The sequence below is a fragment of the Streptomyces sp. NPDC056480 genome, assembly GCF_042795405.1.
Classification (GTDB): domain Bacteria; phylum Actinomycetota; class Actinomycetes; order Streptomycetales; family Streptomycetaceae; genus Streptomyces.
Window position 1 is genome coordinate 16,136 of the sequence record NZ_JBHTSA010000012.1, and the last position, 19,363, is coordinate 35,498.

Here is a 19,363-nt window from a genome sequence, read left to right on the forward strand (position 1 = left end):
TGCGGTGGGGACCACCTGCCGTGCCCGCGCTCGCGTCCATGACAAGACCCAGTGCCAGGCCCGACCGGCAAGGAGACCAGCCTCAGTGTCCGTCTTCAACAAGCTCATGCGTGCAGGCGAAGGAAAGATCCTGCGCAAACTGCACCGCATCGCGGACCAGGTCAACTCCATCGAAGAGGACTTCGTCAACCTCTCCGACGCCGAGTTGCGGGCGCTCACCGATGAGTACAAGCAGCGGTACGCCGACGGCGAGAGCCTCGACGACCTGATGCCCGAAGCCTTCGCGACGGTCCGTGAGGCCGCCAAGCGCGTTCTCGGTCAGCGCCACTACGACGTCCAGCTGATGGGTGGCGCCGCGCTCCACCTCGGCTATGTCGCCGAGATGAAGACCGGTGAGGGCAAGACCCTCGTGGGTACCCTCCCGGCGTACCTCAACGCGCTCTCCGGCAAGGGCGTGCACCTGATCACGGTCAACGACTACCTGGCCGAGCGAGACTCCGAGCTCATGGGCCGGGTGCACCGCTTCCTGGGTCTGTCCATCGGGTGCATCCTCGCCAACATGACGCCGGCCCAGCGCCGTGAGCAGTACAACTGCGACATCACGTACGGCACGAACAACGAGTTCGGCTTCGACTACCTCCGCGACAACATGGCGTGGTCCCAGGACGAGCTCGTCCAGCGCGGCCACAACTTCGCCTGTGTCGACGAGGTCGACTCCATCCTCGTCGACGAGGCCCGTACGCCGCTGATCATCTCCGGTCCGGCCGACCAGGCGACGAAGTGGTACGGCGACTTCGCCAAGCTCGTCACCCGCCTCTCCAAGGGCGAGCCCGGCAACCAGCTCAAGGGCATCGAGGAGACCGGCGACTACGAGGTCGACGAGAAGAAGCGCACCGTCGCCATCCACGAGGCCGGTGTCGCCAAGGTCGAGGACTGGCTCGGCATCGACAACCTCTACGAGTCGGTGAACACCCCGCTCGTGGGCTACTTGAACAACGCCATCAAGGCGAAGGAACTGTTCAAGAAGGACAAGGACTACGTCGTCATGGACGGCGAAGTCATGATCGTCGACGAGCACACCGGCCGTATCCTCGCCGGCCGCCGTTACAACGAGGGCATGCACCAGGCGATCGAGGCGAAGGAAGGGGTGGCGATCAAGGACGAGAACCAGACCCTCGCCACGATCACCCTGCAGAACTTCTTCCTCCTGTACTCGAAGCTCTCCGGCATGACCGGTACGGCCATGACCGAGGCCGCCGAGTTCCACCAGATCTACAAGCTGGGCGTCGTCCCGATCCCGACGAACAGGCCGATGATCCGCAAGGACCAGTCCGACCTGATCTACCGGACCGAGGTCGCCAAGTTCGCCGCCGTCGTCGACGACATCGCGGAGAAGCACGAGAAGGGTCAGCCGATCCTCGTCGGCACGACCTCCGTCGAGAAGTCCGAGTACCTCTCGCAGCAGCTCTCCAAGCGCGGTGTCCAGCACGAGGTCCTCAACGCCAAGCACCACGACCGCGAGGCGAGCATCGTCGCGCAGGCCGGTCGCCGCGGCGCCGTCACCGTCGCCACGAACATGGCCGGTCGCGGTACGGACATCAAGCTCGGCGGCAACCCGGACGACCTCGCCGAGGCCGAGCTGCGCCAGGCGGGTCTCGACCCGGTCGACCACGTCGAGGAGTGGGCCGCGGCCCTCCCCGCCGCCCTGGAGCGTGCCGCGAAGGCCGTGAAGGCGGAGTTCGAGGAGGTCAAGGACCTCGGCGGGCTGTACGTGCTCGGTACCGAGCGCCACGAGTCCCGTCGTATCGACAACCAGCTCCGCGGTCGTTCCGGCCGTCAGGGCGACCCGGGCGAGTCCCGGTTCTACCTCTCGCTCGGCGACGACCTGATGCGTCTGTTCAAGGCGCAGATGGTCGAGCGCGTGATGGCCATGGCCAACGTGCCGGACGACGTGCCGATCGAGAACAAGATGGTCACCCGGGCGATCGCCTCCGCCCAGTCGCAGGTCGAGACCCAGAACTTCGAGACGCGCAAGAACGTCCTGAAGTACGACGACGTCCTCAACCGGCAGCGTCAGGTCATCTACGGCGAGCGCCGCCGCGTCCTGGAGGGCGAGGACCTGCACGAGCAGATCCAGCACTTCATGGACGACACGATCGACGACTACATCCGCCAGGAGACCGCCGAGGGCTTCGCGGAGGAGTGGGACCTCGACCGTCTGTGGAACGCCTTCAAGCAGCTCTACCCGGTGAAGGTGACCGTGGAAGAGCTGGAGGACGCGGCCGGGGACCGGGCGGGCATCACCGCCGAGTTCATCGCCGAGTCCATCAAGGACGACATCCACGAGCAGTACGAGACGCGGGAGAAGCAGCTCGGCTCGGAGATCATGCGTGAGCTGGAGCGCCGCGTGGTCCTGTCCGTCCTGGACCGCAAGTGGCGCGAGCACCTCTACGAGATGGACTACCTCCAGGAGGGCATCGGCCTGCGCGCCATGGCGCAGAAGGACCCGCTGGTCGAGTACCAGCGCGAGGGCTTCGACATGTTCACCGCCATGATGGAGGGCATCAAGGAGGAGTCCGTCGGCTACCTGTTCAACCTGGAGGTCCAGGTCGAGCAGCAGGTCGAGGAGGTCCCGGTGCAGGCGAGCGGTCCGTCGCTCGACAAGGAGGACGCGGTGCCGGCCGGTGCCGGGCGTCCGGAGATCCGCGCCAAGGGGCTCGACGCCCCGCAGCGGCCGGACCGGCTGCACTTCTCCGCGCCGACGGTGGACGGCGACGGCGGTGTCGTCGAGGGCGACTTCGCCTCGGACGACGTCGACGCCGGTGACGGGATGACGCGGGCGGAGCGCCGCAAGGCGCAGAAGAACGCGGGTGGCGGCGGGCGTCGTCGCAAGAAGTGACGTGAGGCCGCCGGCGCGGTGAGTTCGTCGCGCCGGGTCCTTCGCGGAGGGGTCGGTCGCCCGGGTGGGCGGCCGGCCCCTCCGTCATGCCGGGCGGGGTACGGGGCGGGTCGCCGCGCTCAGGCCGTCGAGCTCCACCGCGGCGCAGCGCCAGCGCTGGTCCTCGCCGCGCTCCAGGCGGAACGCCATGGCCCGGACGCGGGCGCCGACGGCGATCGTCGCGAAGGCCTCGACGGCCGTCCGGTCCTCGTCCACCTGGACCGAGCAGCGGCGCAGGACCGGGCGGGGGCCGAGGGAGCGCAGGGGCGTCGCCGGGGCGATCCGGACGAGCTGTTCGTACGCCTCGCCGACGGTGTGGCCGAGCATCCAGTGGACCGGGCGTTCGCCGCTGAGCACGGCGAGGAGGCGTTCGGCGAAGACGGTGTGCGGGGGGAGGGCGCGGGGCCGGCTCGTGCGCGGGTGGCCGACGCGGGGGTGGGTGCCCGCCGGGCCGCGGGGCCGGGTGCCCGCGGGGCCGCCGGGCGCCCTGCGGGGGCGCGGGGTGCCGGTCGAGGTGAGGGTGGTGGTGGTCATGGTGGCCTGCCCCTGCCGTCGTGTCACCGAGAGATACCGATCGGTAACTTTCCGTTGGGGATCTTGTACGGGTGGGCTCGGAGGGGCCGCAAGGAGTCCACCGCCGCTCGACGGCTCGAAAACCGAATCACCTATCCGGGTGACGCGGAAGAAAATCGGCTCCCGCGGGTCCTGCGAGGGGCCTCCCGGAGTGGACGTACGCCGACTCCGGCCGGCCACCCCGAAGGGGGACTCCGCACGTATCCTGAGGGCCTCTCCGTCTACGAAAGCGGCCAGCCATGCGCGTGTACGTCCCCCTGACCCTCCCCGGTCTCGCACAGGCGCACAAGGCGGGCGAGCTGGGTCCCGGTCCGCTGACCGCCTACGCCGTCACCCCCGCCCTGCGCGAGTGGTACGTCTCCGACGACATCGAGGAGCTGGAGTACGCGGCGCTCAACCGGGCCGCGTCCGCCTCCCTGCGGCTGCTCGCCGGGGACCCCGAGGCGCCCCGGCGCCGGATCGTCCTCGCCGTCGACGTCGCCGACGAGGACGCGGCCACGGACCCCGACGGGGCGCTGACCGTGAGCTCCATCGGCGAGGTCCGGATCGCCGGGCCCGTACGGCTCGCGAAGGCGGCGGCCGTGCACGCGGACGCGGACGACGCGGAGGCGGACGTGACGGCGGCGGCGGACGCGCTGGGCGCGGCGGACCAGGGCGACGACGACGCGCAGTTCGTCGTCGACGGGGCCGAGGACCACGAGCTGCTGTGGTTCGGGGTGCAGGAGATTCCCGGGCTGCTGGGCTGACACCGCCGGGTCCCGGGGCCGGGTCGCCCGGCTTGGATGTCTGTCGGTGGGGCCGGGTACCGTCTTTCCATGGGGAAGCACGACGGCTTGCGCGGCAAGCATCTGGTCTGGGACTGGAACGGCACACTGCTCGACGACATCAGCGCGGTCATCGGGGCGACCAACGCGGCGTTCGCCGAGCTGGGGCTCGAAGCGATCACTCTGGAGCGGTACCGGGAGCTCTACACGGTGCCCGTGCCCAAGTTCTACGAGCGGCTCATGGGGCGGTTGCCCACCGACGCCGAGTGGTCCGTCATGGACGGCGCCTTCCACCGGCACTACTGGGAGCGGGCCGAGGCCTGCGGGCTGACCTCGGGGGCCGCGGAGCTGCTCGCGGCGCGGCAGGCGTCCGGGTTCACGCAGTCACTGCTGTCGCTCGCGCCGCATGCCGAGCTGATACCGCTGGTGCGGAGGCACGGGATCGCCGAGCGGTTCGTACGGATGGACGGGCGGGTCGACGCCTCCACGGACGGGAAGTCCGGGCACATGGTGCGGCATCTGGCCGCGCTGGAAGGGGTGCTCGCCGAGCGGGTCGTCGTCATCGGCGACGCGGCGGACGACGCGATCGCCGCGCGGCACGTGGGGGCGAAGGCGGTGCTGTACACCGGCGGGTCCCACAGCCGGGCCTCGCTGGAGCGGGTGGGCGTCCCTGTCGTGGACTCGCTCGCGGAAGCGGTCGCCGTGGCGGAGGAGCTGGTCTGACGGGTCCGTCCGGTGACGTGCGGTGGGCTCGGGGCCTGCCGGTGGGTGCGTGGTACCGCTCACCCACCGGCCGGTGCCCCGTCGAACGTATGCCCGCGACCACCGGCGGCGGTGCCGCCCGCGGTCACGCACGCGGTCCCTCGGGTCAGGCCTTCGGGTCAGGCCTTCGCCCGGAGGACCTTCAGGAATTCGCGCATCCAGGTCGGGTGGTCCGGCCAGGCCCTGGAGGAGACCAGGAGGCCGTCCACCACCGCCGCGCTGTCCTGGAAGGTCGCGCCGGCCGCCTGCATGTCCAGTTCCAGGGCGGGGTAGGCCGTGACCCGGCGGCCCTCCAGGCCGCCGACGGCCGCCGTCAGGAGCGGGCCGTGACAGATCTGGGCCACCGGCTTGTCCGCGTCGAAGAAGGCCTTGAGGATCTTGCGGAGCTCCGGGTCGTTGCGCAGGTACTCCGGCGCCCGTCCGCCCGGGATCACCACCGCCGCGTACGCGCCCGGGTCGACCTCCGAGAAGGCCAGGTCGGCGGGCCAGGTGTAGCCCGGCTTCTCGGTGTACGTGTCGAAGCCCGGCTCGAAGTCATGGACGACGAAGCGCAGCTGCTTGCGGGCCGGGGCGGCGATGTCGACCTCGTAGCCCTCTTCCAGTAGCCGCTGGTAGGGGTACATCACCTCCAGCGACTCCGCCGCGTCCCCGGTCACGATCAGGATCTTCGCCATGGCTCTCCCAGATCACAGATGGTCGGTCTGCCGTGCTGCGCCCATGCTCGCGTACACGCTGCCCGCGTCGGGGCGCTTTGCCAAGAGGACATGTGTCGCTGTCCAGAACGTCAAACTTCCACCCCGTCTTTTGTACACATACGGACCATGACGGTTCGGGGGGCGAGGGCGATAGGCTTTTGCCGTGATCAGCGCGATACGCCGTGGGGGCAGTGAAGCCCCCGGCTGCCGCCCGACCCGCGACAGCGGCCGGGCCGACAGTGCGTTCGCCGATCCTCTCCGTCCGGGCGCGCCGCTCTCCGTGGCCGATAACGACCCGGGCATCTCTCATTCGGGCATAACGTCGTCTTCGACCGGAATCACCGCGTCGAGGCGTCGTTGTGTCCTTTCTTCCACCGACGTCACGCAACGGCGCGCGACAGGAGTCAGAGGACATGCAGACCAAGCTGGACGAAGCCAAGGCCGAGCTGCTCGAAAGGGCCGCTCGGGTAGCTGAGCACAGCCCGGTCGGGGGGCGACTTCCGACGGGCCCGGAGGGTGCCGGGGAGCGCCCGGACCGGGACACCGTGCTCGAGTACCTCCAGCGCTACTACCTGCACACCGCGCCGGAGGACCTCGGCGACCGGGACCCGGTCGACGTGTTCGGTGCGGCGCTCTCTCACTACCGCCTCGCGGAGAACCGTCCGCAGGGCACGGCGAACGTGCGCGTCCACACGCCGACGGTCGAGGAGAACGGCTGGACCAGCAGCCACTCGGTCGTCGAGGTCGTCACCGACGACATGCCCTTCCTGGTGGACTCGGTCACCAACGAGCTCTCGCGCCAGGGCCGCGGCATCCATGTCGTGATCCACCCGCAGGTCCTCGTCCGCCGCGACCTCACGGGCAAGCTCATCGAGGTCCTGTCGGCGCAGATCCAGGGCGAGCTGCCGCACGACGCGCTCACCGAGTCCTGGATCCACGTCGAGATCGACCGGGAGACCGACCGCGCCGACCTCAAGCAGATCACCGCCGATCTGCTGCGCGTCCTGTCCGACGTCCGTGAGACGGTCGAGGACTGGGAGAAGATGCGCGACGCCGCTCTGCGGATCGCCGAGGGCCTCCCGGACGAGCCCACCGCCTCCGACCTGCGCCCGACCGAGGTGGAGGAGGCCCGCGAGCTGCTGCGCTGGCTCGCCGACGACCACTTCACCTTCCTCGGCTACCGCGAGTACCAGCTGGTCAACGGTGACGCCCTGTCCGCCGTGCCCGGCACAGGACTCGGCATCCTGCGCTCCGACCCGCAGCACGCGGGCGACGACGAGGGCCACCACGCCCACCCCGTCTCGCCGTCCTTCAGCCGGCTGCCCGAGGACGTCCGCGCCAAGGCGCGCGAGCACAAGCTGCTGATCCTGACGAAGGCCAACAGCCGCTCGACCGTGCACCGCCCCTCGTACCTCGACTACGTCGGTGTGAAGAAGTTCGACGCCGACGGCAACGTCATCGGTGAGCGCCGCTTCCTCGGCCTGTTCTCCTCGGCCGCCTACACCGAGTCCGTGCGCCGCGTTCCCGTCGTCAAGCGCAAGGTCCAGGAGGTCCTGGAGGGCGCAGGCTTCTCGCCGAACAGCCACGACGGCCGCGACCTGCTCCAGATCCTGGAGACGTACCCGCGCGACGAGCTCTTCCAGACCCCCGCCGACCAGCTCCGGTCCGTCGTCACCAGCGTCCTGTACCTGCAGGAGCGGCGCCGGCTGCGCCTGTACCTGCGCCAGGACGAGTACGGCCGCTACTACTCGGCCCTCGTGTACCTGCCGCGCGACCGCTACACGACCCGTGTCCGGCTGCGGATCATCGACATCCTCAAGGAGGAGCTCGACGGCACCAGCGTCGACTTCACCGCCTGGAACACCGAGTCGATCCTGTCCCGGCTGCACTTCGTCGTCCGCGTCCAGCCCGGCACCGAGCTGGCGAAGCTCACCGACGCCGACGTCGACCGCATCGAGGCCCGGCTCGTCGAGGCCGCCCGCTCCTGGTCCGACGGCTTCGCCGAGGCGCTCAACGCCGAGTGCGGCGAGGAGCGCGCGGCGGAGCTGCTCCGCCGCTACGGCAACGCCTTCCCCGAGGGCTACAAGGCCGACCACTCGCCGCGCGCGGCCGTGGCCGACCTGGTGCACCTGGAGGCCCTCGCCCGGGCCGGCGGCGGCAAGGACTTCGCGCTCTCCCTCTACGAGCCGGTCGGCGCGGGCCCCGGCGAGCGCCGCTTCAAGATCTACAAGACGGGCGACCCGATCTCCCTCTCCGCCGTGCTCCCGGTGCTCAACCGGCTCGGCGTCGAGGTGACCGACGAGCGGCCGTACGAGCTGCGCTGCGCCGACCGTACGCACGCCTGGGTGTACGACTTCGGTCTGCGGATGCCCCTCGCGACCGGCAACGGCGGCGACTACCTCGGCGACGACGCCCGCGAGCGCTTCCAGGAGGCCTTCGCCGCCACCTGGACCGGCGAGGCCGAGAACGACAACTTCAACTCGCTCGTCCTCTCCGCCGGGCTCAACTGGCGCGAGGCGATGGTGCTGCGCGCCTACGCCAAGTACCTGCGCCAGGCCGGTGCGACGTTCAGCCAGGACTACATGGAGGACACCCTCCGGAACAACGTCCACACCACCCGGCTGCTCGTGAACCTCTTCGAGGCCCGGATGGCCCCGGAGCGCCAGCGCGCCGGCACGGAGCTGATCGACGCGCTCCTGGAGGAGCTGGACGCCGCCCTCGACCAGGTCGCGAGCCTGGACGAGGACCGGATCCTGCGGTCCTTCCTGACCGTCATCAAGGCCACGCTGCGGACGAACTTCTTCCAGCTGACGGCGGACGGCGCGCCGCACTCGTACGTGTCGATGAAGTTCGACCCGCAGGCCATCCCGGACCTGCCGGCGCCCCGCCCGGCCTTCGAGATCTGGGTGTACTCCCCGCGCGTCGAGGGCGTCCACCTGCGCTTCGGCAAGGTCGCCCGAGGCGGCCTGCGCTGGTCCGACCGCCGTGAGGACTTCCGTACGGAGATCCTCGGCCTGGTCAAGGCGCAGATGGTGAAGAACACCGTCATCGTGCCGGTCGGCGCCAAGGGCGGCTTCGTCGCCAAGCAGCTCCCGGACCCGTCCGTGGACCGTGACGCCTGGCTGGCCGAGGGCATCGCCTCGTACAAGACCTTCATCTCGGCGCTGCTCGACATCACCGACAACCTGGTCGCGGGCGAGGTCGTGCCGCCGCTCGACGTGGTCCGCCACGACGAGGACGACACCTACCTGGTGGTCGCCGCCGACAAGGGCACCGCGACCTTCTCCGACATCGCCAACGGGGTCGCCGAGTCGTACGGCTTCTGGCTCGGTGACGCGTTCGCCTCCGGCGGTTCCGCCGGATACGACCACAAGGGCATGGGCATCACCGCCCGCGGCGCCTGGGAGTCCGTCAAGCGGCACTTCCGCGAACTGGGCCACGACACCCAGACCGAGGACTTCACGGTCGTCGGCGTCGGCGACATGTCCGGCGACGTCTTCGGCAACGGCATGCTGCTGAGCGAGCACATCAGGCTCGTCGCCGCGTTCGACCACCGGCACATCTTCATCGACCCGAACCCGGACGCGGCCGTCTCGTACGCCGAGCGCCGCCGGCTCTTCGAGCTGCCCCGCTCGTCCTGGGCCGACTACGACACCTCGCTGCTCTCCGCGGGCGGTGGCATCCACCCCCGCAGCGCCAAGTCGATCCCGGTCAACGCGCAGGTCAGGGCCGCCCTCGGCATCGAGGACGGCATCACCAAGATGACCCCGGCCGAGCTGATGAAGGCCGTGCTGCACGCGCCCGTCGACCTGCTGTGGAACGGCGGCATCGGCACGTACGTCAAGTCCTCGGCCGAGTCGAACGCCGACGTCGGCGACAAGGCCAACGACGCCATCCGCGTCGACGGCCAGGACGTCCGCGCCCAGGTCATCGGCGAGGGCGGCAACCTCGGCGCGACCCAGCTGGGCCGCATCGAGTTCGCCCGCACCGGCGGCCCCGAGGGCCAGGGCGGCAAGGTCAACACCGACGCCATCGACAACAGCGCAGGCGTCGACACCTCCGACCACGAGGTCAACATCAAGATCCTGCTCAACGGGCTCGTCGCCGAGGGCGACATGACCGTCAAGCAGCGCAACAAGATCCTCGCGGAGATGACGGACGAGGTCGGCAAGCTCGTCCTGCGCAACAACTACGCGCAGAACACGGCCCTGGCCAACGCCGTCGCCCAGTCGCCGTCCCTGCTCCACGCCCACCAGCGCTTCATGCGCCGACTGGGCCGCGACGGGGCCCTCGACCGGTCCCTGGAGTTCCTGCCCAACGACCGCCAGATCCGCGACCTGCTCAACAACGGCCGCGGTCTGAGCCAGCCGGAGCTCGCCGTCCTCCTCGCGTACACCAAGATCACGGTGGCCGACGAGCTCATCGGTACGGAGCTGCCGGACGACCCGTACCTGCGCGGGCTGCTCCACGCGTACTTCCCGACGCTGCTGCGCGAGAAGTTCACCGAGGCCGTCGACGGCCACCCGCTGCGCCGCGAGATCATCACCACCGTCCTGGTCAACGACACCGTCAACGCCGGTGGCTCGACCTTCCTGCACCGCCTCCGCGAGGAGACGGGCGCGTCGATCGAGGAGATCGTCCGGGCGCAGACCGCGGCCCGGTTCGTCTTCCGCCTCGGCCAGGTCTGGGACGCCGTCGAGGCCCTCGACAACCAGGTGCCGGCCGACGTCCAGACCCGGATGCGGCTGCACTCCCGCCGGCTCGTCGAGCGCGGCACGCGCTGGCTGCTCAACAACCGGCCGCAGCCGCTCCAGCTCACCGAGACCATCGAGTTCTTCGCCGAGCGCGTCGAGCAGGTCTGGGCGCAGCTGCCGAACCTGCTGCGCGGCGCGGACCTGGAATGGTACCAGTCGATCGTGGAGGAGCTGACCGAGGTCGGCGTGCCGGAGGAGCTCGCGCTGCGGGTGGCCGGCTTCTCCTCCGCCTTCCCGATCCTCGACATCGTGGCGATCGCGGACCGCACGGACAAGGACCCGCTGGCGGTGGCCGAGGTCTACTACGACCTCGCCGACCGGCTGCGGATCACCGACCTGATGGACCGGATCATCGAGCTGCCGCGCGACGACCGGTGGCAGTCGATGGCCCGTGCGTCGATCCGTGAGGACCTGTTCGCGGCGCACTCGGCGCTGACCGCGGACGTCCTGGCGGCCGGGGACGGCGCGTCGAGCCCGGAGCAGCGGTTCAAGGACTGGGAGGAGAAGAACGCGGCGATCCTGGGCCGCGCGCGGACGACCCTGGAGGAGATCCAGGGCTCGGACACCTTCGACCTGGCGAACCTGTCGGTGGCGATGCGGACGATGCGCACGCTGCTGCGTACGCACAGCTAGCCGCTGAGGCAGTGGCGTGAGAAGGGCCCCACCGGTCTTCCGGTGGGGCCCTTCTCCTGTCCGTCGTCCGTGCTACGCGGATTCCTCGGGCGGTCCGGTGACCGTCGACGTCCACAGGCGGCGGGCGGCGAGCAGGGTCGCGGCGAGCAGCAGGCCGTTGCGGAGGACCATGACGGTCAGCCCCTGGGTGGTGCCGGCGACGACGTGGTCGTACAGGACGGGGTAGGCGAGGGAGCTGAGGGCGGCCGCCGGGAGCAGCAGCAGCGCCACCGGGCGCATCACGGTGCTGCGCGAGGTCAGACAGACGGCGGCGAGGCCGAGCAGCCAGATCATGTACTGGGGGCTGATCACCCGGCTGGTGACGGTGAACAGCAGGACGGCGGTGAGGGCCGCGTCGAGCGGGGTGGCGGCGGTCCAGCGGTGGGCCCGGACGCGCCACAGGAGCAGCCAGCCGAAGGCGATGACGGTGAGCAGCAGGGCGAGGTGGCCGAGGCTGGAGACGTACGGGCCGACGTACTCGAAGGCCCCGTAGCGGAATGCGACCCGGCCCGGCCAGATGCCGCCGGCCTCGGCCAGTGCGAGGGCCGTGCCGCCGAGCGACTCGATCTGGATGCCGCGGCTGCCCTGCTGGCGCAGGAAGCCGAGGGAGTCGGAGAAGAACAGCGCGAGGGTGGCGAGCAGGGCGAGGGCCGCGACGACCGCGGCGGTCCATGCCTCGCGGGTGGTACGGCCCCGGGGGGTGCCGATCAGGGCGAGCGCGGGCCAGACCTTCACCATCGCGCCGATGCCCGCGAGCGCCCCGCCGAGCTGGTGGGCGGCGGTCGAGCGGGCGGTGAGCGCGAGCAGCGCGAGGACGGCGAGGGCGGTGGTCTGGACGTCGTACCGGGCGAGCGGCAGGTGCAGGAGCAACGGCAGTCCGCAGACCCAGATCCAGGTGCCGTGGGTGAGCCGGGCGCTGTCGGCGCGGGCGAGTGCGGCGGTGACGACCGCGTCGGCGATGAGGGTGAGCGCGACGAACGCCTGGACGTACGTCAGCCAGGGCAGGATGCCCGGCGACATGATGACGAGCCCCGCGCCGGGCGGGTACTGCCAGGTGACGTCGCCGGGCGGGAAGGTGCCCTGTGCGAACTGCCCGTACCAGTACCGGTAGAGGTCCACCTCGCGGCGGACGCCGCCGATGCCGAGGGTGTCGCGGAGGAGCAGCAGCACCATGCCGACGCGGGTGACCAGCCAGACGGCGGCGACGGCGAGGTAGGGGCCGCGGCCGACCGTGACGAAGGTGGCGGAGGTGAAGGTGTCCGAGTCGAAGGGGGACCCGGTGAGGCCGGGGGGCTCGGCGCGGGTCCCTGCCGGCGGCTGGGGGTGATCGTTCGTCATCCTTCCGCACTGTAGCCCTTAATGTCTTATTTGCCGGTTTCCTTGGCCCCTGTTCCGGCTTCTGTCGCGGTGAACTCCTCGTATGCCGCCACCACCTCCTTCGCCGGGCCGTCCATCCGCAGCGTGCCCGCCTCCAGCCACAGGGCCCGCTCGCAGGTCTCCGTGATCGTCGAGTTCGAGTGGCTGACCAGGAAGACCGTCCCGGCCTGCGCCCGCAGTTCGTCGATCCGCCGCTGGCTCCGGCGGCGGAAGCGCGCGTCTCCGGTGGACAGGGCCTCGTCGATGAGCAGGACGTCATGGCTCTTCGCGGCGGCGATGGAGAAGCGCAGCCGCGCCCCCATGCCGGAGGAGTACGTCCCCATGGGGCGGGAGATGGCGTCGTCCTTCTCGTTGATGCCCGAGAAGTCCACGATCTCGGCGTACCGTTCGCGGACCTCCGTGCGGCTCATGCCCATCGCGAGACCGCCCAGGATCACGTTCCGCTCGCCGGTGAGGTCGTTCATGAGGGCCGCGTTGACGCCGAGGAGCGAGGGCTGTCCGTCGGTGTACACCTGACCCCGTTCGACGGGCTGGAGGCCCGCGATGGCCTTCAGGAGGGTGGATTTCCCAGATCCGTTCGAACCGATCAGGCCAATTGCCTCGCCCCGGTACGCGACGAAGCTGACGCCCTTCACGGCGTGCACCCGGCGGCCGGTCGGCCGCTTCTCGCCGCGTCGGAGCATGCGGCTCAGCGCGGCCGTCGCGGCGCCCCGGCCGCCGGTGGCGCCGCCGTTCACCGTGTAGGTGATGTGGACTCCGTCGGCCACGACGGTGGGGGTGAGGAGGGGGGAGGTGCGGGTGGGGGTGTTCTGCGGGTCAGCCACGGCCGTACGTCTCCTCTGCCTTCCAGAACCAGATGAAACCGCCGCCGAAGGCCAGCAGGGCCCAGCCGGCGGCGAGCGCCCAGACGTGCGGCGGCAGCTGCGCCGAGGTGTAGCTCTCGATGAGCGCGAAGCGCATCAGGTCGATGTAGACCGCCGCCGGGTTGCACTGGAGGGCGAGCACCACGCCGTCGGGGAAGCGTCCGCTCGCCGCCAGGTTCTGGATCGACCACATCGCGCCCGAGGCGTACATCCAGGTGCGGAGCACGAACGGCATCAGCTGGGAGATGTCCGGGGTGCGGGCCGCGAGACGGGCGAGGACGAGTGCCACCCCCGTGTTGAACAGCGCCTGGCAGAGCAGTGCGGGGACGGCGAGGAACCAGCTCCAGGTGGGGAACTCGCCGAGCCCGAGCAGGATCATGGCCAGCGCGGCGAGCGAGAGCAGCAGCTGCTGGAGCTGCTGGAGCGAGAGTGAGATCGGCAGGCTCGCACGGGGGAAGTGCAGGGCGCGGACGAGGCCCAGGTTGCCGCTGATCGCCCGGGTGCCGGCCAGGATCGTGTTCGAGGTGAACGTCCACACGAAGATGCCGGTGATCAGGAAGGGCACGTAGTCGGCGACGCCGTCCTTGGCGTCCATGAGGACGCCGAAGATCAGGTAGTAGACGGCGGCGTTGAGCAGCGGGGTCATCACCTGCCAGACCTGGCCGAGCCGCGCCTGGCTGTACTGGGCGGTCAGCCGGGCGGTCGCGAAGGCGGTGATGAAGTCGCGGCGGGACCAGATCTGCCGGGCGTAGGCGGGCAGGGAGGGGCGCGCGCCGCAGACGGTGAGGCCGTGGCGCAGGGCGAGCGCGCGCAGGTCCTCGCCGGAGGCCCCGGTGAGCGAGGCCCCGGGGAGAGGGGCCTCGTGGGGAGGGGGCTTCTGCTGGGGCGGGGGGAGCGTCTGAGTGGTCACGGGTGGGCGCTTTCGACGAAGGGTGCGGGCATCCTCGGCGATGGAACGGGTCCGTATCGTCGCTACGGGGAGATTAGGGTGCTCCGACGTCGGAACGCAACCGTATCGTCGTGACGGCATCGGGTTGTCGCAGTTGGTTAGGATGCGGTTCATGACCGATCCGACCCCCCGCCGCGCGCCCGCCGGAGCAGCCGTACTCCGCGAGGACGTGACCGAGGCCATCCGCGCCGCCGTCTTCGAGGAGCTCGCGGCCGTCGGCTTCGCCCGGATGTCCATCGAGGGCATCGCGCGCCGCGCGGGAGTCGGCAAGACCGCCGTCTACCGGCGCTGGAAGTCCAAGCTCGCCCTCGTCCTCGACCTCGTCGGGGCCTTCGCCGCCCAGGGCCTGCCGGCGCCCGCCACCGGCTCCCTCCTCGGGGACGTGCGCGCGCTCCTCCAGGTGGCCTCGCACGCACTGCGCCACCCCGTCGCCTCGCAGGTCATCCCGGACCTGCTCGTCGAGGCGGCCCGGCAGCCCGAGATCGCCGAGGCCGTCACGGCCGCGCTGCTCGACGGCCAGCGCGGCGTCGTGAGCCAGGTGGTCCGCGAGGCGGTCGCGCGCGGCGAACTCCCCGAGGGCACCGACCCGGGCCGCGCCCTCGACCTGGTCGTCGGGCCGCTCTACTGGCGCCTCGTCGTGGTCCGTACGCCCCTGCCCGCGGGGTACGTGGACGATCTGGCGCGGTCGGCGGTGGCGGCGCTCAAGGCCTGAGGGCGCGGAAGACCGCCGGAGGGATCACCGCCGACCGGTCGGGCGGGATGTCCTGACGCCCGATCGACCCACCGGTCAGTCCGGGCCCTCCCGGCGCCCGACCGACCGGCCAAGCGGGCGGTCCTGACGTCCGCTCACCCGGCCGGCCGGCCAAGCGGGCGGTCCTGACGAACGCTCACCCGGCCGACAGGCCAGGCGGGTGGTCCTGACGTCCGCGTGACCTGCCGTCAGCCGTGGGTCGCGGGGGTCAGCGGAGCCACGGGCGTCGCCTCGACCGAGCGCGCGGCACGGTCGAGGGCGCTCGCGAGGAGCGCCAGATCCGTCGGCCCGTTGCCCAGCTCGCGCACCGGACGGCGGGTCGGCGGATCACCCATCCGCTCCCACTCCAGTGGCACGACGGTGGGGCGGAGCGTCGCCGTCCGGGGGATCCGGCCGGTGACGCGGCCCGCCTGGAAGGGTGTCACCCGGCCGTCCGGATGGCCGAGGCGGCCGCGCCCGGCCGCCGGTACGTCCGGTCCCGCCGTCACCGGGGGCGCGTCGAGCACGATCCGCAGCCGGGCCCCGTGGGCCAGCTCCGTGTCGGCGGTCCTGTCGGGACGCGCGGAGGTCGCGACGAGGTGCACGCCGAGCCGCTCGCCGTTCCGCGCGACGGCCTCCAGGGCCCGCACGACGGACCCGGCGGCGGGCCGCCCGGAGGCGCCGAGCGCGGGCGCGACGAGGGCGTCGAAGTCGTCGACGAGAACGATCAGCCGGGGGAGGTGGACGGGTCCGCCCGAGGCGCGCCCGGACCCCTGCTCGCCGGCGGGCCGGGGGATCCGGCCGGCCGTCTCCTCGCCGGAGGGGCGGGACGCACGGCCGCCGGAGCGGTCGCCGAGATCGCCTTCGCCGGGCCGGGACACCCGGCCGCTCGGGTATCCGCCGAGGTCGCCGTCCCCGGGCCGGGGCACGCGCCCGCTGCCGTGGCCGACGAGGTCCTCCGCCCCGGTGCGGGACACCCGCCCGCTCGGGCGGTCCGTCAGGTCGCCGTCGCCGGTGCGGAGGGTGCGGCCGCCGGAGCGGTCGTCGCCGTCCCGGCGCGGCAGCCGCCCGCTGGGCGTATCGGTCAGGAAGGAGTCGGCGCCGGGCCGGGTCCGGGCACCGGACCGCTCGTCGAGCGAACCGTCGCCGGGGCGGGGTGCACGCCCGCCGGGTCCGCCGCGGTCGTCCGTCCCGGGACGGGGCACCCGTCCGCTGCCGTGACCACCGAGGTCCTCGGCCCCGCCGCGTGCCACGCGACCGCTGCCGTGGCCGCCCAGGTCCTCCGCACCCGCGCGGGCCACGCGGCCGCTCGGGTGGTCGGTGAGGTCGTCGTCGCCCGTGCGCAGGGTGCGGCTGCTGGGGCGCCCGGCAGGGTCCTCTGACCCGGGGTACGCCATCCGGCCGCTCGGCCGGCCGTCGAGGTCCCCGGGGTACGCGCTCCGCGTGCTCGGCCGGCCCTCGACATCGCCCGGGTACGCGCTCCGCCCGCTCGGCCGGCCGTCGAGATCGCCCGTGTAGGTGATCCGGCCGCTCGGGCGGCCGCCGAGGTCGTCCGACGGGGGGTACGGGCCGTCCGTGCGGCCGCCCCGCGCGCTCGGCAGGGCGCCGATCGAGCCGTCGCCCGTGCGCAGGGTGCGGCCGCTCGGGCGGTCCGCGAGGTCGCCGGAGTCCTGGAGGCGGACGGTCGCGCGGGCGCCCTGGGGCACGGACTCCGCCGCGCTCGGGGCGCGCTGGCCGATCAGCCGGTCGGCGGCGGTCGCCGCGCGCGTCCCCCGGCGGTCGGCGAAGTGGCCGTCGCCGAGCAGCTCCGCCCGGCGCTTCAGCTCCGCGCCCAGGGCCTGCGCGAACTCCCGCATCCGCACCGGGTCCGAGGCGACCAGGTGCTCCGTGACGTGCGGCAGCTCCGTACAGACCGCGAGTCCTTCGCCGCGGTCGCCGCCCGCCCCGTCGACCAGGAGCAGGCCGAGCCGGTCGGGGCGGCCGCCGGCCGCGAGCGAGGCGGCGATCGAACGGAGCAGCTCCGTCCGCCCGCTTCCCGCGGGTCCCTCGATCAGCAGGTGCGGGCCCTCGCGGGTGAGGTCCACGGCCAGCGGTCCGCGCGGACCCGCGCCCAGGACGGCCGTGCCGTCCCCGGCGGAGGCCCAGCGGGCCATCAGGGAGGCGGGGGTGGCACGGGCGAGCCCGAGCTCGTCGAGGAGGCGGGACGAGGGGGGCAGCGCGGCGGCACGGGCGCCGGGCGCCGCCGCCGTGTCCGTGCGCAAGGGGGCGAGCGCGCGGCCGAACCGCTCGGCCCAGGCGACGGAGACCGCGTCGACCACACCGACCGTGCCGTGCCCGGCGGCCCGTCCGCCGGAGGTCCTGAGCAGCCGCAGGGCCGTCGCCACGTCACCGCTGAGGAGCGCCGCGGCCCCGCACTCGCGGAACGCGAGGGACGCGGCGCACGCCGTCTCGTAGGTGGCGGCCACCGGGGAGACCGGGGACGCCGAGGGTGCCTCGGCGAGGCACAGGAGGTGGATCCCGGCCGCCGCTCCGGCTCCGGCCAGCCGTGCGACCGTCTCGCGCAGGGCCGCCGAACCGGGGTCGCCGTCGACGACCACGACCGTCGTCGGCCCTTCGTGACGGGCGGCCGCCTCGGCGACGGACGCGCGGTCGGCGCTGGGCCAGCCGGGGCCGAGCGGGCCGTCGTCGAGCCGCCGGGTCAGTTCCGCCGTACGGGCCTGGGCCTGCTCGCGGTCGTACGCCAGGAGCAGCCGGCAGTCCTGGCCGTGGGCCGACCGGACGTGCGGGAGCCAGCCGAGCCAGCCCCAGGACCTGCGCCGCTCCTCGAGGGAGCGGTTCCGGTCGGCGCTGATCAGCACGATCTCCAGGTCGGAGGGGGAGTGCAGGGCGGCGAGCTGGGCGACGACCGAGCGGGCGAGACCGGCGAGCCGGTCGGCGGGGCCGGCGAGGCCCAGCGAACCCGCCTCGCGCAGCGCCACGGTGACCGGGACGCCGGAGAGGTCGGCGCGGTCCGTGGTGCCCAGCCGGACCACCAGGGATTCGGGGTGGTCCTGGCCGCGCTCCCAGAGCCGGGGGCCGGGACCGAGGGCGGTGAGCAGGACCGTGGCCGGGTCGGGCCAGGTGTCGGCCATCGGCGCGGGGGCGGGGGAGCCGTCCCGGGCCGCGGCGCCGAGGCGGGCGCCCGCGTGGGTGTCCGGTGCCGTACGGGGGTCGGCCGCGGGCGCCGGGAGTTCCTCGCGTCCGCCGGCCAGACGCCGGGCCCAGGCGCCGAGGCCCCGCTTGCCGCCGCCACCCGCGCGCGGGGAGCCGGCCGGGGGAGCGTCGCCGCGGGACGGGCGGTTCCTGCTGTGGGCCTCGCCACCGCCGTCCGGTCCGTCGACGCCGCCGGGGTGGTCGCCCGCGCGGGCGTGGCCCGCTCCGGGGGAGTCCGTACCGCGATCATGGGCGCCGGCCGGGCCGTACGGGTCGGCGTACGCGCTCCGGGGGGCTCCGCCGAGCGGGACGCCGCGCGCCCCGCCGTGGGTGGTGTCGTCCACCGGGCCGCCGACCGCGGGGCGGGGCACGCCCGCGTGGGCGGGCCGGTCGCCCGCCGCCGGAGGCCGTCCTTCGCCTCCGGGCGGTGCCACGCGCAGGTGGCCCTCGCCGTCCGGGGCCGTCTCCCTCGTCCCCGTGCTGCCGAGGTCGTCGCCGGGGCCGGTCAGCCGGAGGGCGGACTCGCCGATGCGCAGCAGCGCGCCCGGCCGGAAGGCGACCGGGCGGTCGCCGACCGGTGCGCCGTCGAGGGTCGTGCCGTTCGTCGAGCCCCGGTCGGCGACCGTGACCCGGCCGTCCTCGCCGACGGTCACCGTGCAGTGCGCGCGGGAGACGTCCGGGTCGTCGAGCGGTACGTCGGCGTCCACGGAACGGCCGATTCTGATCGCTCCGCCGTGCAGCAGGTGCACTCCGCCCGCGTCCGGGCCCGCCACCACGTGCAGCCGGGCCGCGGCGGCCTCGCCGACGCGGTCTTCGGGGCCGGGGACCTGGAGGGAGAGGACCGCGCCGTCGACCAGCGGGGGTTCGCCGAGCACGCAGCGGCGGCCGTCGAGCCGCTCCGCGCCCGCGTAGAGCACGGTGGTGCCCGAGGCGGAGGTGTCGGGGCCGGTGACGGCGGCGGCGAGGTTCGAGGCCACGGCGGCCAGGGCCGTCCCGGCGGGGGCCGTGACGAGCACGTCGCAGGTACGTCCGGCGCCGTGGCCGGCGTACGGCGCGAGGACGGTCAGCCGGATCTGCATCGCCGTCAGCGGTCC

At 72.7% G+C, this 19,363-nt stretch carries 11 protein-coding genes; 5 read left to right on the forward strand and 6 right to left on the reverse strand.

Features of this window, described 5'->3' with window-relative positions; all coding sequences use genetic code 11:
• The first annotated feature begins 85 nt into the window (after positions 1-85).
• Positions 86-2,899 (forward strand): preprotein translocase subunit SecA, encoded by a 2,814-nt coding sequence (secA, locus tag ACFQ79_RS08465; protein WP_383580283.1) that lies wholly within the window; start codon positions 86-88, stop codon positions 2,897-2,899.
• Positions 2,900-2,983: 84 nt separating this feature from the next.
• Here secA and ACFQ79_RS08470 read toward each other — a convergent pair whose 3' ends face one another.
• Positions 2,984-3,472 carry an Rv3235 family protein gene (locus ACFQ79_RS08470; protein ID WP_383580285.1) on the reverse strand — a complete coding sequence of 163 codons (489 nt, stop codon included), beginning with the start codon at positions 3,470-3,472 and terminating at the stop codon, positions 2,984-2,986.
• 278 nt (positions 3,473-3,750) lie between these two features.
• On the opposite strand from ACFQ79_RS08470, the gene ACFQ79_RS08475 reads away from it, so the two are divergent.
• Together ACFQ79_RS08475 and ACFQ79_RS08480 are read left to right on the forward strand one after the other, a co-directional pair.
• Entirely contained in the window at positions 3,751-4,257 is a 507-nt protein-coding gene (locus ACFQ79_RS08475; protein WP_383580288.1) for a DUF6912 family protein, read from the forward strand.
• A gap of 69 nt (positions 4,258-4,326) precedes the next feature.
• A complete protein-coding gene (locus tag ACFQ79_RS08480; RefSeq protein ID WP_073913306.1) occupies positions 4,327-4,998 on the forward strand; it encodes an HAD family hydrolase in 672 nt (223 codons plus the stop codon).
• A gap of 158 nt (positions 4,999-5,156) precedes the next feature.
• Here ACFQ79_RS08480 and ACFQ79_RS08485 read toward each other — a convergent pair whose 3' ends face one another.
• The gene (locus ACFQ79_RS08485; RefSeq protein WP_030324431.1) at positions 5,157-5,711 is read right to left on the reverse strand and encodes a DJ-1/PfpI family protein; all 555 of its coding nucleotides are present in this window, start codon (positions 5,709-5,711) and stop codon (positions 5,157-5,159) included.
• A gap of 434 nt (positions 5,712-6,145) precedes the next feature.
• Here ACFQ79_RS08485 and ACFQ79_RS08490 point away from each other — a divergent pair, with 434 nt between their 5' ends.
• The gene (locus tag ACFQ79_RS08490) at positions 6,146-11,119 is read left to right on the forward strand and encodes an NAD-glutamate dehydrogenase (RefSeq protein ID WP_383580291.1); all 4,974 of its coding nucleotides are present in this window, start codon (positions 6,146-6,148) and stop codon (positions 11,117-11,119) included.
• Between the two features lie 72 nt (positions 11,120-11,191).
• Here ACFQ79_RS08490 and ACFQ79_RS08495 read toward each other — a convergent pair whose 3' ends face one another.
• The 3 genes from ACFQ79_RS08495 to ACFQ79_RS08505 are packed head-to-tail and all read right to left on the reverse strand — an operon-like array spanning position 11,192 to position 14,308.
• Positions 11,192-12,496, reverse strand: a complete 1,305-nt coding sequence (locus tag ACFQ79_RS08495) for a glycosyltransferase 87 family protein (RefSeq protein WP_383580294.1) — start codon at positions 12,494-12,496, stop codon at positions 11,192-11,194.
• 26 nt (positions 12,497-12,522) lie between these two features.
• The gene (locus ACFQ79_RS08500) at positions 12,523-13,359 is read right to left on the reverse strand and encodes an ABC transporter ATP-binding protein (RefSeq protein WP_383580296.1); all 837 of its coding nucleotides are present in this window, start codon (positions 13,357-13,359) and stop codon (positions 12,523-12,525) included.
• On the reverse strand, positions 13,352-14,308 hold the full coding sequence (locus tag ACFQ79_RS08505; RefSeq protein ID WP_383580299.1) for an ABC transporter permease: 957 nt from the start codon (positions 14,306-14,308) through the stop codon (positions 13,352-13,354). Before ACFQ79_RS08505 ends, ACFQ79_RS08500 begins: the two co-directional genes overlap by 8 nt.
• 151 nt (positions 14,309-14,459) lie before the next feature.
• Here ACFQ79_RS08505 and ACFQ79_RS08510 point away from each other — a divergent pair, with 151 nt between their 5' ends.
• Complete coding sequence (locus tag ACFQ79_RS08510; RefSeq protein ID WP_383580302.1) at positions 14,460-15,059, forward strand: TetR/AcrR family transcriptional regulator; 600 nt, start codon at positions 14,460-14,462, stop codon at positions 15,057-15,059.
• Positions 15,060-15,286: 227 nt separating this feature from the next.
• Here the strand turns inward: ACFQ79_RS08510 and ACFQ79_RS08515 are convergent, their stop codons facing one another.
• Positions 15,287-19,348 (reverse strand): FtsK/SpoIIIE domain-containing protein, encoded by a 4,062-nt coding sequence (locus ACFQ79_RS08515; protein ID WP_383580305.1) that lies wholly within the window; start codon positions 19,346-19,348, stop codon positions 15,287-15,289.
• Positions 19,349-19,363: the final 15 nt, after the last annotated feature.